This is a genomic window from Legionella gratiana (genome assembly GCF_001467695.1).
GTDB lineage: Bacteria > Pseudomonadota > Gammaproteobacteria > Legionellales > Legionellaceae > Legionella > Legionella gratiana.
Window position 1 is genome coordinate 143,789 of sequence record NZ_LNYE01000023.1, and the last position, 14,103, is coordinate 157,891.

Consider the following 14,103-nt stretch of genomic DNA (forward strand, 5'->3'; position numbering starts at 1 on the left):
TTGTGAGATTAATGGGTTGAAATTTAGCACAGGATACCCATATACGAATTATTGCATGAAAAATTACTACTTTGGAGCAAGAATAGAATGGCAAAGATTATAGGAATAGACCTGGGTACCACCAACTCATGTGTTGCTGTAATGGAAGGTGATAAACCTAAGGTAATTGAAAACAGTGAAGGGCATCGTACTACCCCATCCATCGTCGCTTTTACAGAGGATGGTGAAGTATTAGTTGGCCAATCTGCAAAACGTCAAGCAGTGACTAATCCAGATAATACTCTGTTTGCAATTAAACGATTAATTGGTCGTCGTTTTGATGATGCGATTGTTCAAAAAGATATTAAGATGGTTCCTTACAAGATTGTCAAAGCAGATAACGGAGATGCTTGGGTTCGCGTGAAAAGTCAGGATAAAGCACCACCACAAGTTTCTGCTGAAGTATTGCGTAAGATGAAGAAGACTGCAGAAGATTATCTCGGTGAAGAAGTAAAAGAAGCGGTGATTACAGTACCTGCTTACTTTAATGATTCACAACGACAAGCGACTAAAGATGCGGGTCGTATTGCTGGCCTTGAAGTAAAACGTATTATTAACGAACCTACCGCTGCGGCTCTTGCCTATGGTATGGATAAAAAGCGTGGTGATTCAGTCATTGCAGTATACGATCTTGGTGGTGGTACCTTTGATATTTCGATCATTGAAATTGCTGAAGTTGATGGTGAACACCAATTTGAAGTATTAGCTACTAATGGTGATACCTTCTTAGGTGGTGAAGATTTTGACTTGGCATTGATTGAATATCTGGCTTCTGAATTTAAAAAGGATTCAGGCATTGATTTACATAATGATCCATTAGCATTACAACGATTAAAGGATGCTGCTGAAAAGGCTAAAATTGAACTTTCTTCGGCACAGCAAACTGATGTTAACTTACCTTATATTACGGCAGATGCTTCTGGACCAAAACATTTAAACATTAAGTTGACTCGCGCTAAATTGGAATCTTTAGTTGAGAAGTTGGTTGAGCGTACAGTAGAACCTTGCAAAATTGCACTAAAAGATGCAGGTCTAACCGTATCGCAAATTAATGAAGTCATTTTAGTGGGTGGTCAAACACGTATGCCTTTAGTCCAAAAAACAGTAGAAGAGTTTTTTGGTAAAGAGCCACGTAAAGACGTAAATCCAGATGAAGCTGTTGCTGTAGGTGCTGCGATTCAAGCTGCGGTATTATCTGGTGAAGTGAAAGATATTCTATTGCTTGATGTTACTCCTTTGTCTTTAGGTATCGAGACGATGGGGGGTATTATGACAAAGCTCATTGAAAAAAATACCACTATCCCAACTAAAACAGCACAAGTATTTTCTACCGCAGATGACAATCAGACAGCGGTTACTGTACATGTGCTCCAAGGAGAAAGAGAGCAAGCGTCAGCGAATAAATCTTTGGGACGCTTCGATTTAAGTGATATTCCTTCTGCGCCACGCGGGGTCCCACAAATTGAAGTTACTTTTGATATTGATGCGAATGGTATTCTTAATGTTTCTGCTAAAGATAAAGCTACAGGTAAGGCTCAATCAATTGTCATTAAAGCATCTAGTGGTTTGAGTGATGAAGAAGTTGAAGCGATGATTAAAGATGCTAAATCTCATGCAGAAGAAGATAAGAAATTTAAGGAAATGGCCGATCTTCGTAACCAAGCAGATAGCTTAATTCACAGTTGTGAAAAATCTATGAAAGATTTAGCAGAAGAACTTACTGATGATGAGAAAAAAGGTATAGAAACGGCAATTGCTGAATTAAAAGAAGCAATTCAGGGCAGTGATAAAGCACAAATCGAAGACAAATTGAAAGTGCTAAGCGATGCATCTGCAAAAATGGCTGAACGAGTTTATGCTAAAAAAGCATCTGAAGGACAGGCAGGGCAGGGCCAAGCACATCAAGATCAGGCACAAACACAAGCACATGAATCAGCTAAAGCAGATGAAAGTGTTGTCGATGCTGAGTTCGAGGAAGTAAAAGACGATAAGAAGTAATTAATTCTATCGTAATATGATAGCCTGGGTATTTGACTCCAGGTGAAGCAACGCGTAACTTGGGAAATCAAGATGTACTTCCTGAGTTACGTTATTGTTTGATGCTATTGTTAAGGAGCAGTGCTCATTTCCATGCAGGCAAAGATCCATTTTCTATATAGCATTGTGCTAAGATTAATAAATAGATACTTGCTGTGCGGGAGTGACAATTTAATACAATGGTAGAGATGCTGTTGCTTCATATTGGTTGAAAAGCTAGGTTATGGAGCCTATTAATTTTTAAATTTTGTGAGTGGTTATGGAAAAGCGGGATTATTATGAACTTTTAGAAGTAAGTCGAACTGCCAGTGATGCTGAAATTAAAAAAGCATATCGCAAATTGGCAATGAAGTATCACCCAGATCGTAATCCTGGCGATTCTGCAGCAGAAGAAAAATTTAAAGAAATTCAAAGTGCGTACAGTATTTTATCCGATCCACAAAAACGGTCGGCTTATGACCAATTCGGTCATGCGGGGGTTGATCCTACTATGCGAGGTGGCCCTGGTGGTTTTGGTGGCTTTGGCGGTTTTGGTGATGTTTTCGAAGATATTTTTGAAAATATTTTTTCAGGTGGGCGGGCTTCTGGGCGACAATCACGCGGCCAACGCGGTGCTGATTTGCAATTCAATGTGCAGTTAACCCTTGAAGAAGCTGCCTTAGGTAAAGAAGTTCCAATTACTGTTCCGAGACATGGCTCTTGCACCGTTTGTAATGGTTCTGGAGCAAAAGCAGGAACCCAACCAAAAACATGTGAAACCTGTAATGGAATAGGGCAGGTACGCATCCAACAGGGTTTTTTTTCCATTCAACAAACATGTCCTCATTGTCATGGAGAAGGTAAAATTATTTCTGACCCATGCTCAAGTTGTCATGGTCAAGGCAGGATACGCGAAAGTAAAAAGCTTACCGTCAAAATTCCACCTGGCGTTGATACTGGGGATAGAGTGCGTTTAAGTGGTGAGGGTGAGGCTGGAATGCATGGAGGTGGTCCAGGTGATCTTTATGTACAGGTTAGTATCAAAAAGCATGCCATATTTGAGCGACATGAAAATGATTTACATTGTGATGTGCCCATAAGTTTTATCACCGCAGCTTTAGGTGGTTCAATAGAAGTTCCTACCCTTGAAGGACGAGTTACGTTAAAGATTCCTGAAGAAACGCAAACAGGTAAAGTGTTTCGTTTAAGGGGCAAAGGAATGAAATCCGTACGCGGGCATGGTCAAGGCGATTTATTATGTAAAGTAGTTGTAGAAACACCCGTTAATTTATCACGAGAGCAAAAAGAATTGTTAACAAAATTCCATGAATCATTGGAAAATGCCAAAGGAAACCATTCTCCACGCTCTAATTCCTGGTTTGCTGGTGTGAAAAAATTCTTTGAAGACATGAAATTTTAAAATAAGTACGTTACAATTGCTGACATTTATCTGTATGTGCATTTTTTGAGCTTAGATGAGTGCATCGCTTTGGTTATGCAGTTTCACTTAAGCTGAAATTAAATCATTGAAAACAACTTAGAGTAGATCCATGATGAATCAACCAGCAATTTTAGCATTAGCCGACGGTACCATTTATGAAGGCATTTCAATAGGAGCGTCAGGTGATTGTATTGGCGAGTTGGTTTTTAATACTTCGCTAACTGGTTATCAAGAAATGCTTACTGATCCTTCGTATGCACGACAAATCATTACTTTGACCACCGCACACGTTGGAAATACTGGATGTAATCATGTGGATATGGAGTCCAATAAAGTTTGGGCTTCGGGTTTAGTGATCCGTAATGCTTCAATTACACCTAGCAATTATCGTGCTGATCAATCATTACCTGATTGGCTCAAAAAAAATGGAGTGGTTGCTATTGCAGGTATTGATACTCGCGATTTGACTTTGCGTTTACGTGAAAAAGGCTCATTAGGAGCATGCATCAGTACTGATATTGCAAATCCTGAGTCGGTTTTAGCAAAAGCACACTCTTTTTCTGGCTTACAGGGTGTGGATTTGGCATTAGAAGTTTCCAGAAAAACAATAGAGCGTTGGCATACTGGTTGTGGAGAATGGGGAAAAAATTCTCAGCCGCAACAATTTCATGTGGTTGCTTATGATTTTGGCGTGAAGCACAATATTTTACGTATCTTATATGATAAAGGTTGTCATTTGACTTTAGTGCCTGCTACAACCTCAGCAGCAGAAGTTCTGGCAATGAATCCTAATGGTATCTTTTTATCGAATGGTCCTGGAGATCCAGAAGCGTGTGATTATGCCATCCGTGCGACTCAAGAATTTTTAGCACATAAAATACCTGTATTTGGTATTTGTTTGGGTTTTCAAATTTTAGCTTTAGCTTGTGGGGGAGCAACCAAAAAGATGAAATTTGGTCATCACGGTGCGAACCATCCTGTTATTGAAATTGAAGGTAAAAAACGTGTTTTTATAACCAGCCAAAATCATGGTTTTGCAGTGGATGAAGAGAGTTTGCCAGATTGTCTTGCTATTACTCATCGTTCTTTATTTGATAATACGTTGCAAGGTATTAGACATAAAGAGAAGCCTGCTTTAGGTTTTCAAGGACATCCAGAGGCTAGCCCTGGACCACATGATATAGAAATAATATTTAATGAGTTTATACAGTTGATGAGGTAAAGGTTGTTACCCATTTCTTTACCAAAATTCTGCAGATAATCTTTGGAAGTTGGTAGAGATAGGAAAAGCCAACAGCTCGATATACAAATACATATTAAAGAGGATTAACAATGAATGAAAGTCATGTCTTTACTTCAGAATCTGTTTCCGAAGGACACCCGGACAAGATAGCTGATCAAATTTCCGATGCAATTCTAGATGCTATTTTAACGCAAGATCCAAAAGCACGAGTAGCATGCGAGGTGTTTGTTAAAACAGGTATGGTATTGGTCGGTGGTGAAATTACTACCAAAGCATGGGTAGACGTTGAGGCAGTTACACGACAAGTAGTTAAAGAGATAGGCTATAATAGTTCGCAAATGGGTTTTGACTGGGAGTCCTGTGCAGTGCTTTCTGCAATAGGGAAACAATCTCCTGATATTGCTCAAGGTGTTGATAACCACGAAACTAAAATTCTTGGTGCCGGAGATCAAGGTCTCATGTTTGGTTATGCGAGTCGTGAGACAGATGTTTATATGCCAGCACCTATTGCCTATGCACATCGATTGATGGAGAAGCAAGCCTATTTACGTAAATCAGGTGCTTTACCTTGGTTGCGGCCAGATGCTAAATGTCAATTAACTTTAAAATACGAGCAGGGAATACCTGTTGAAGTGGATACAGTTGTTTTCTCAACCCAACATGCGGCTGAAATGAGTCATAATGATTTAATTGAGGCGATACGTGAAGAAGTGATTAAAACGACATTACCAGCTGAGTGGTTGACGCGAAAAACTCGTTATTTTATTAATCCAACAGGTCGTTTTGTTATTGGTGGTCCTTTAGGGGATTGTGGATTAACGGGGCGTAAAATTATTGTGGATACCTATGGTGGTATGGCTAGACATGGGGGGGGATGTTTCTCCGGTAAAGATCCTTCAAAAGTTGATCGTTCTGCGGCATACGCAGCACGGCATGTTGCTAAGAATATAGTCGCTGCGGGTCTAGCCGATAAGTGTGAGCTACAAATTTCTTACGCTATTGGTGTTGCCGAACCTACTTCAATCTTTGTTGAAACCTTTGGTACAGGACGATTAAAAGATAGTGAAATCATTGAGCTAATCAATACTCATTTTGATTTAACACCACAAGGTATTATTGAATACCATGACTTACTTCGTCCAATTTATAGACAAACAGCAACTTACGGCCATTACGGACGTGAAACTTTTCCTTGGGAACGTTTAGACAAAGTGGCTGAATTACGTAAAGCATTATAAGGAGATTGTGATGGAATTGGTCGATAAAGTAGGAGTGAGAGGCACTATGATACAGGATTATAAAGTTGCAGATATGTCGTTGGCTTCTTGGGGACGCAAAGAAATTGCTATAGCTGAGACAGAAATGCCGGGTTTGATGGCTTTGCGTGAAGAATTTGGACCAACTAAACCCTTAAAAGGTGCTCGTATTGCAGGTTGTTTGCACATGACCATTCAAACAGCTGTGCTGATTGAAACTTTAGTTGCTTTAGGTGCTGAAGTGCGTTGGTCTTCTTGTAATATATTTTCTACTCAAGACCATGCTGCTGCTGCTATTGCAGCTAAAGGTATCCCTGTATTTGCTTGGAAAGGTGAAACGGAGGAGGAGTACTGGTGGTGTGTGGAACAAACATTGACTGGACCCAATAATTGGGCGCCTAATTTATTGTTAGATGATGGTGGTGATTTAACACAAATCATTCATCAAAAACATCCTGAGTTATTATCTGAAATTAAAGGCGTTTCGGAAGAAACCACTACGGGTGTTGCTCGCTTGTATGAAATGGCTAAACAAGGTGAGTTAAGTATTCCTGCAATTAATGTGAATGATTCAGTCACTAAGTCTAAGTTTGATAATTTATACGGTTGCCGTGAATCTTTATTAGATGGTTTAAAACGAGCTACTGACGTAATGATTGCAGGAAAGGTTGCTCTCATTTTAGGTTATGGAGATGTAGGTAAAGGTTGTGCCCAAGCGCTACGAGGACAAGGTGCTGTTGTTTTAATTGCTGAAATTGATCCTATTTGCGCTCTTCAAGCAGCTATGGAAGGATATCGTGTGGTTACTTTAGATGATGTTGCAGAGCAAGTAGATATTGTGGTTACTGCGACAGGTAATTATCATGTAGTCACTCATGATCATATGAAAAGAATGCGGAACCAAGCTATTTTATGTAATATTGGTCATTTTGACTCCGAAATCGATGTACACAGCTTAAAGAAATATCAATGGGAAAATATTAAGCCCCAAGTGGATCATGTCATTTTTCCTGATGGTAAACGCATTATACTTTTAGCTGAAGGACGTTTGGTGAATTTAGGTTGTGCGACAGGTCATCCTAGCTTTGTAATGTCAGCCTCTTTTTCCAATCAGGTTTTAGCTCAAATTGAGTTATTTAAAAATGCTGCTCAATATGAAAAGCAAGTTTATGTTCTTCCTAAACTATTGGATGAAAAAGTTGCTCGGTTGCATTTAGCTCGGATTGGCGTGAAGTTAACTCAATTAACCGATGAACAAGCTCAATATTTAGGTGTTGCGATCAAAGGTCCTTATAAACCGGATCATTATCGTTATTAATTTGTAATTTTTAGCCTGGATGCTTCTTGTCCAGGCAACAAAGCTATTCTTAGTGATTAAAATGATTTTTTCATGGAAAATGCAGCTACAGCTGCAACTGCTGCTGCCGTTCCAATACTCGCTATCCCAAATTTTTTCCAATTGATTGAGTTAAAAAGATCAGACCAAGTTGACTTTCCCGGTGTGATTGGATTTACAGAGTTTTCATCTGGTTCTATAAATATCTCTTCATCTGAGTCAATATGATGCTCTGGTTCATTAGGAATTTGCTCTTGACGCAGGGAAGTCTGTTCTTCATGTGTTTCTTGAATATGGTGTAAGAACTCAAGATCTTTTTCTTGTGCTTGATGTACTAGCTCATTTAAAAGGTCTACATTATTATGAGCATATTCTTGAAGTGCTACAGAAAAAGTTTCTCTTAATTCGTTAATTCTATTTTTTAACTTATCGATTATTTTTATTGCATTTTCATCCGTTAAAATTTCATGATCAAATGATGGATCGTTAAATGCTCCATTTCTTCTGACTATTGCCTCAAGTAAATGATCCATCCTTATATCGTTTTCAGGATAACGGTGTACAATTAAATATAAAGCTTGCAAAAACTCATTGCGTAGTTCCGGTGATAACATATCTATATGAATCGAGTCTTTACTCTCGTCGGTTGAGCTGTAGTTAGCATTATATGGAATAACATTTTTTGAAATTTTGAATGGTTCTATATCCGTATCAGCCGCAAATCCAGCATCTATATTAATAGTGACAGCGCAATCAGTTCCATTTATATTTTCAATATAGGCTCCGGTATTTTTGCAGGAGCCACCTAACCAGTCTTTATCGCCTATAAAAAGTGCTACCGCAGCATTTTTCATGATTCCAGTTAAGGGATATTCTTGGTCGTTTATTATAACGGATGAAGGAAATTTATGGTATTTTTCGATATAATCTTTAAAGTTGATTTTTTCATTTAAATCGTTTACTTTATAATCTTCTAAATTACGATATCCTGGTACCAGCTTTGATAGGTAAGTTAAATATTCTTCTTTAACTTTAGGATATCTATTTCTAAGCCCCCCCATCCAAACCTCATACTCAAATTCGTCTGGTTTCATCCAAGAATATGTTGTGCTTTTACGCGAACACTCCTTGACAATTTCTTCTGTAAAGCAGGCTAATCGTGTTGATGGAGCATTTGAAAAATATCCTACAATATCCATATAGATCTTTTCTTCTACTGGTTTAGTTATAAATTTTCCTAAGAAGTTTATTTTCTCTTCCTGTTTTTCAGAATGAGTTTTCGAACAACTGAAAAATGCACCTATTTCAGCCCCTTCGCTTTTTACTTTTCCAACCGTTAAATCACGATATTCTCCATGTTTTCCGGAAAACAATCGTTGAAATTTGTTGTGCTTTTCATTACTCACGATCAATTGATTAAAATTTGGACATAATAGATATTATAGCAAACTACTGGTTTAAAATTGTCTATATTTGGGGAGTATAACTCACATGAATAATTTCAACTGTCATTTAAGTTTAATACATGACGTATAGGACGGCATCATTTTGAGATAAGTTTGATCTTGTGTTGATATTTATCTTATTGCATACTGATTGGCTATGCATTTTTATAAGGAGATTTTGCATGTTGAAATTAGGGATTTTAAGCCTAAGTCTTTTGTCCATCGCCCATAATACTTTTGCGACACCCAAACAGGATACTGTTCGAGTGATTATCAAATATAAAGAACAAATAACGAGTGTTTCTTCGTTAAAGTCACAAATAAAACAAATGACACAATTACCTGTGAATCAATTAAATCCTATGGCGAATGGTGCTTATTTATTAATTTTAGATGCTACAAATAGCCCCCTTTCTAAAGAAACAGAGGATAAGGATACAACTTCTTTAGTATTGGACCGTCTGCGTAAAAATCCACAAGTTTTATATGCAGTGAAAGACCGCGTAAGTTATTTTAAACCCGTTCCCGATCCTGAAATTTTGGATCCTGGTAATTTATTATCACATGAAATTCAATGGGATGAATTTTCACGACCTGCTGGAATTATGTTGGAATCTAAGCCAGGTTTCCGTGATGGTGCTTGGTTTTATACTACTGGTTTATCTAAAGAACCCGTAGTAGTAGCGGTATTAGATACCGGGATTGCTTTAAACGAAAGTTTAATCAATAACCTTGTTAAAGATGATACTGGTACTATATGGGGTTGGAATTTTGCAGGGAATAATAATAACTTGATGGATGAGACGAAATCTTATCATGGTACTCATGTAGCCGGAACAATAGCGGGTTATGGTCATGTTATGAGTGGCATGGGAGAAAACTTAAAAATTCTTCCACTAAAAATCCCTGGTAGTAATGGAATGTTTTATGAAAGCTCCGTAATCAATGCTATTTATTGGGCTGTAGGTGGCGATGTTCCCGGGGTTCCAAAGAATATTCATCCGGCAAAAATATTAAATATGAGTTTTGGTGTAGATAAAGGACCGAATGAAGAAATTGATTATTGCGATCAAGCTTTACAAGAGGCGGTCTTTTTTGCACGAGAGAATGGTGCAGTTCTTGCCGTGGCTGCTGGAAATGATAATGTATGGGAGCATTTTAATGCCCCAGCGATTTGTAATGGAACTATTAAAGTCGCCTCTACAGGACCAGAGGGACTTAGATCGTACTTTTCGAACTATGGCCCTAGTGTGACTTTAGCGGCCCCAGGAGGTGATAAACGTTATGGGCTTTGGGGTGGCATCTTATCCACGGTGAATCCCGGGGGTGGCTATGGAGGATCCGGATTTGATTTTTATCAAGGAACCAGCATGGCAACGCCGCATGTTGCGGGTGTTGCAGGATTGATTCTTGCAGCAAGTAATAAAACACTTAGTTCTGAGCAAATTGAGCAGTTACTTTATATTACAACACATAATTTTGGAGTAAGCTCTGATCCGAATAAATCGTGTGTTGGGAAAAAGCCTTGTGGACATGGAATCTTGGATGCTGAAAATGCAGTGAAGGCTGCAGCAGCAGGTTATGATTTACTCTTTTCATCCCCAAAAATGGAACGTTTAGCGATGAAAAATTGTGGAAAGAATTCATTAACACCAGGTAAGTCGCGCGTTGTTAGGGAGGGTGTTACTTGGATACTAAATCACTCTGCCTGCGAATCCATTGATAGTTTTCAAAAACCTCATATAGAACAAACTAAAGAGGGTGATATTATTGCTTATTACGGTTCGGTAAGTTATCGTCTTGATAAAGGTACTTACAAAGAATGTCAGGTGATTGGTTATGATGGAGTAGGGTGTTATCTATAATTATTAATTACCTTCAAAACCCTCTTCCGCGAAAAGCAGCATCATACTCTTTTAGAACTCTTAGCGCGGAAGATGAGGTAGATCCAAGTAATCGCTGCGATCTATGTATCCTCTAAAAATAAACAGTATGTCACATAAAGTCTGGAACGTTGCCTAGTAATTTGTTCAAATTTTTAAAAAAATGGGCGTAAGCGTTTTGCAGTTGCACGTTGCTCTAATTGTTCCGAAGATATTTGAGGGGCTTGACGTAAGGTATATTGGGGACGCGGTTTATATATTGAAGGCATGATTTGAAGTACTTCTTCTGCTTGTCTTAAAAGCAGATCAACTCTGTTATTTATGGGTTGATTCAAATTAATTTTTTCATAGAGTTCCTTTGCTTCACCTATGCCATTTAATATTGCTTGATAAAATTGAGAAATGGGTCCTCTAATAGCGGCTATATGATCAAAAATTGGTCCAATAGATTGGTGCTCTAAAAGCAGTGTTACATTGTTTTCTAGTTTGAGAATTAAGCTTATAAAGTGATTGTTTAGTGAAATAAGTTTCTGCATTCCTTTAATAATTGAGTTTTGTTTTACAGGTTTACTTGATTTTAATCCAAATTTGAGGTGCTCCTTTTGATAACGGTTAGTAATTTTTAATAAAGCACTCACGAGTAAAGAGAGGGCATGAAGCATTTGTTTTAAATCATCATGGCCTAAAGCATAAGCTAATCGATCAAAATTCATTTTGGCTGAATGTTGTGGTTGAATTCCTAAGAGATAAAGGAGATTTTGATCAAGATGAAAAAGTACTGCTAGTGCATCTTGGCAACCGAATCGATATTGAAGTACTAATTGAATGGAATACACTGTATCTTCCATAAAGGATACTTCAGCTGCCTTTGCATCATCACCAAGTTCATTGAGAATTTGTTCAGAAGACTCGATGCTTTTTCGAGCTTCACTCAATAGGTTTTGTAATCCCTCTATATTGATATCATTCATAGCAGCCATTAGGAGGAAAGAAATGATTAATTATATTATAAAGTATTGATGCACGTTTCGACAAAAATGTTTTTTAGTCATTAAAATTCTATCTGGAATATAAAAGCAGTAAATAAATATGCATGAGATTTTTTTTTAGATCTATAATAACCATCATAGTGAAAGAAAAACATTGAATAAAAATATCTTTACTAGGAGGGAAAATGTTTATTAGACCTTTAATTGCTGTACTTAGTATGGGCTTGTATTTCAGCCCTATTTTAGCAGTTGCAGATGATATGAAAATGTGTAATGCAACTCAGCAGGGGAATTGTGAGCATTTTTGTCAAGCACATCAAGGGATGAAGTCGTGCATCATTGATATTACTCAAAGAAGCGGCACTTGTACTTGTGTGGATGGAACTTCGCATACTAAATAACGCGAGTTCAACTTAAAAAGCATGGAAATGGCTTTTATGTTGCTAAATGAACGTAAATAAAATTTGCATAATTAAGGAATCTTGTCACCTTCCACGCATGAAAGTGGAGGGTGAATCTTCGATAAATAAAACATTAGCTATGTTCATACTTGAGCTAAATTACTTTTTGATAAAGAACTTCTTTTAATAAAGCACCGCCATCATAAAACTCTTCGAGTTTGGTTGAGCTGGTTACTTCAAATCCCAAAGCATCATAGAATTTTCGGGCTTGAATATTATCTTCAAATACCCATAAAAGCACTTTTTTGTACCCTAATTTCGCTAATTCAGAAATGGCAGCCAAGCATAATTGAGTTCCTAATCCCTTGCGCCAATAATCGGGATGTAAATAAATTGCTTTAATTTCTCCCATTGAACCATCATCTACACCAAAATTATGAAAAGCACCTATGCTCGCAAAACCAACAATTTGATGATTGATTTCTATTATTAATACTTTTACATGTTGTTTTATTAAATCATGCCATTGCAGAGTACGCTCGTTAAGAGATAAATTTTGTAATATCGTTTCTGGAATAAAATCTTTGTACATTTTCTGCCAAGAATGGATATGAATTTTGGCTATAGCTTCAGCATCTTCTAAAGTGGCTGTTCTAATTTTTGGTGTTACATATTGAGTCATAATAAAAACCTTAGAGAAGTAATTCACTTCTTTAATTTATTTTTGAAATTTAACGTTTAAATGACCTGGTAACTGCTATGCTATGTTAGAATACAAAAATTGTCACTAAAAAAGGATTGAAACATGGCTAAAATGAAACATTCAGGGAAGTTTATGGTCAGTATGTTTTCTTTATTAATTGCATCTGTATCGAATGCTGATAGTGTAACTAGCAATGTTTATACAACAAATGGAACCTCAGTAGGAAAAGTTGTTTTTGAAGACAGTCACTATGGTTTGCTGGTTAAACCCCAATTAACGGGACTCCCTGCGGGCATCCATGGCTTCCATGTCCATCAACATCCAGATTGTGGCAATAATGCTATGAATGCAGGTGGTCATTTAGATCCTGCGAATACAAAGAGTCACCAAGGTCCATATGGCAATGGCCATCTGGGTGATTTGCCAGTATTGGTTGTTGATAGCAATGGAACTGCAGTGATTCCCATATTAGCACCTCGTTTAAAAACCAAAGATATTAAAGGACACTCTATTATGGTTCATGAGGGTGGGGATAATTATAGTGATAATCCATCTTTAGGTGGTGGAGGAGCGCGTATTGCTTGCGGAAAAATTTCTTCATAATTCCAAAAAATCAGAATCAGCACGCATTGCGCTCAATGGATATTAGATCTTATAAAGATTTTCATTCAAGTTGCAGGGCTTGAGATCATTTTCTAGCGCAATAAAATCATTTGTTCTGACTTCACATAGCGCCCTCAGCGCATTTAAATCGACGCTATCCCATAGCCCGCGTTCCCCATCCTTCTCAGCCTTTGGCCCGCTAAACCACCAGGGACGGCCTTTATATATTGCAAAATCCACCCCCAGCTTAGAACCCTCAAAAAACCAAGATTCCTTCCTGCCATAATTCAACCAATTATCAAATCTCCTCGATGATTTGGGTTGTTCTTTAAATGCAGGGACAGGATGAAACGCCTCATCACTACAGTATTCATCAACAACATGAATGGGTAATAATCGTTGTGCACCACCAACACCTGTTCGCCATTGATTACCATCGTATTTCTTAACATATTTTTGAAGTTCTTTAAGGATAGTGTTATCAAAATCAAAATGATGTTCTGTCTTCGTTACAGGGTCAGGCATATAATGTTGTGTTACGCCATTAAGGATATAAGTCACACCTACTTCTTTTACCTGTTTATATTGCTCTCTTAATTTATCTTTTATTTCTTCACCTTCCTTATCCTTTGGTAAACAGGCAAGCATTTTTGTCCACATGTGTTTATCCAACGCCCACATCGCGTATTCAAAACCACTAATATTCTCAAACGTTCGGCCTGATAAATCCCTCACTTTGCTCTGTCGA

At 37.8% G+C, this 14,103-nt stretch carries 12 protein-coding genes; 8 read left to right on the forward strand and 4 right to left on the reverse strand.

Annotated elements, in window-relative coordinates:
• The first annotated feature begins 87 nt into the window (after positions 1-87).
• From dnaK to ahcY, 5 genes are all read left to right on the forward strand, one after another.
• The gene (gene dnaK / locus Lgra_RS11515) at positions 88-2,037 is read left to right on the forward strand and encodes a molecular chaperone DnaK (RefSeq protein ID WP_058499420.1); all 1,950 of its coding nucleotides are present in this window, start codon (positions 88-90) and stop codon (positions 2,035-2,037) included.
• A 298-nt stretch (positions 2,038-2,335) separates the two neighbouring features.
• Entirely contained in the window at positions 2,336-3,475 is a 1,140-nt protein-coding gene (gene dnaJ, locus Lgra_RS11520; RefSeq protein WP_058499421.1) for a molecular chaperone DnaJ, read from the forward strand.
• A 130-nt stretch (positions 3,476-3,605) separates the two neighbouring features.
• The gene (carA, locus tag Lgra_RS11525; RefSeq protein WP_058499422.1) at positions 3,606-4,718 is read left to right on the forward strand and encodes a glutamine-hydrolyzing carbamoyl-phosphate synthase small subunit; all 1,113 of its coding nucleotides are present in this window, start codon (positions 3,606-3,608) and stop codon (positions 4,716-4,718) included.
• 110 nt (positions 4,719-4,828) lie between these two features.
• Positions 4,829-5,977: a methionine adenosyltransferase gene (metK, locus tag Lgra_RS11530; RefSeq protein ID WP_058499423.1), complete on the forward strand. Its 1,149-nt coding sequence runs from the start codon at positions 4,829-4,831 to the stop codon at positions 5,975-5,977.
• A 10-nt stretch (positions 5,978-5,987) separates the two neighbouring features.
• Positions 5,988-7,313, forward strand: a complete 1,326-nt coding sequence (gene ahcY / locus Lgra_RS11535) for an adenosylhomocysteinase (RefSeq protein WP_058499424.1) — start codon at positions 5,988-5,990, stop codon at positions 7,311-7,313.
• A gap of 56 nt (positions 7,314-7,369) precedes the next feature.
• Here ahcY and Lgra_RS11540 read toward each other — a convergent pair whose 3' ends face one another.
• Complete coding sequence (locus Lgra_RS11540; RefSeq protein WP_058499425.1) at positions 7,370-8,737, reverse strand: hypothetical protein; 1,368 nt, start codon at positions 8,735-8,737, stop codon at positions 7,370-7,372.
• 221 nt (positions 8,738-8,958) lie between these two features.
• Here Lgra_RS11540 and Lgra_RS11545 point away from each other — a divergent pair, with 221 nt between their 5' ends.
• Positions 8,959-10,641 carry a S8 family serine peptidase gene (locus Lgra_RS11545; RefSeq protein WP_058499426.1) on the forward strand — a complete coding sequence of 561 codons (1,683 nt, stop codon included), beginning with the start codon at positions 8,959-8,961 and terminating at the stop codon, positions 10,639-10,641.
• Positions 10,642-10,814: 173 nt separating this feature from the next.
• On the opposite strand, the gene Lgra_RS11550 is transcribed toward Lgra_RS11545, so the two are convergent.
• The gene (locus Lgra_RS11550; RefSeq protein ID WP_058499427.1) at positions 10,815-11,630 is read right to left on the reverse strand and encodes a hypothetical protein; all 816 of its coding nucleotides are present in this window, start codon (positions 11,628-11,630) and stop codon (positions 10,815-10,817) included.
• A 203-nt stretch (positions 11,631-11,833) separates the two neighbouring features.
• On the opposite strand from Lgra_RS11550, the gene Lgra_RS11555 reads away from it, so the two are divergent.
• Entirely contained in the window at positions 11,834-12,049 is a 216-nt protein-coding gene (locus tag Lgra_RS11555) for a hypothetical protein (protein WP_058499428.1), read from the forward strand.
• Between the two features lie 154 nt (positions 12,050-12,203).
• Here the strand turns inward: Lgra_RS11555 and Lgra_RS11560 are convergent, their stop codons facing one another.
• Positions 12,204-12,731, reverse strand: a complete 528-nt coding sequence (locus tag Lgra_RS11560; RefSeq protein WP_058499429.1) for a GNAT family N-acetyltransferase — start codon at positions 12,729-12,731, stop codon at positions 12,204-12,206.
• Positions 12,732-12,863: 132 nt separating this feature from the next.
• On the opposite strand from Lgra_RS11560, the gene Lgra_RS11565 reads away from it, so the two are divergent.
• A complete protein-coding gene (locus Lgra_RS11565; protein WP_172468424.1) occupies positions 12,864-13,355 on the forward strand; it encodes a superoxide dismutase family protein in 492 nt (163 codons plus the stop codon).
• Between the two features lie 42 nt (positions 13,356-13,397).
• Here Lgra_RS11565 and Lgra_RS17530 read toward each other — a convergent pair.
• On the reverse strand, positions 13,398-14,103 hold a 706-nt coding region (locus Lgra_RS17530; RefSeq protein ID WP_238584432.1), incomplete at its 5' end, for an F-box protein.

Excerpts from the sequence above, each read along its gene's own strand:
- Lgra_RS11545 (WP_058499426.1), top strand. The coding sequence starts at position 8,959 with ATGTTGAAATTAGGGATTTTAAGCCTAAGTCTTTTGTCCATCGCCCAT.
- dnaK (WP_058499420.1), top strand. The coding sequence starts at position 88 with ATGGCAAAGATTATAGGAATAGACCTGGGTACCACCAACTCATGTGTT.
- dnaJ (WP_058499421.1), top strand. The coding sequence starts at position 2,336 with ATGGAAAAGCGGGATTATTATGAACTTTTAGAAGTAAGTCGAACTGCC.
- metK (WP_058499423.1), top strand. The coding sequence starts at position 4,829 with ATGAATGAAAGTCATGTCTTTACTTCAGAATCTGTTTCCGAAGGACAC.
- Lgra_RS11560 (WP_058499429.1), bottom strand. The coding sequence starts at position 12,731 with ATGACTCAATATGTAACACCAAAAATTAGAACAGCCACTTTAGAAGAT.
- Lgra_RS11565 (WP_172468424.1), top strand. The coding sequence starts at position 12,864 with ATGAAACATTCAGGGAAGTTTATGGTCAGTATGTTTTCTTTATTAATT.
- ahcY (WP_058499424.1), top strand. The coding sequence starts at position 5,988 with ATGGAATTGGTCGATAAAGTAGGAGTGAGAGGCACTATGATACAGGAT.
- Lgra_RS11550 (WP_058499427.1), bottom strand. The coding sequence starts at position 11,630 with ATGAATGATATCAATATAGAGGGATTACAAAACCTATTGAGTGAAGCT.
- carA (WP_058499422.1), top strand. The coding sequence starts at position 3,606 with ATGATGAATCAACCAGCAATTTTAGCATTAGCCGACGGTACCATTTAT.
- Lgra_RS11555 (WP_058499428.1), top strand. The coding sequence starts at position 11,834 with ATGTTTATTAGACCTTTAATTGCTGTACTTAGTATGGGCTTGTATTTC.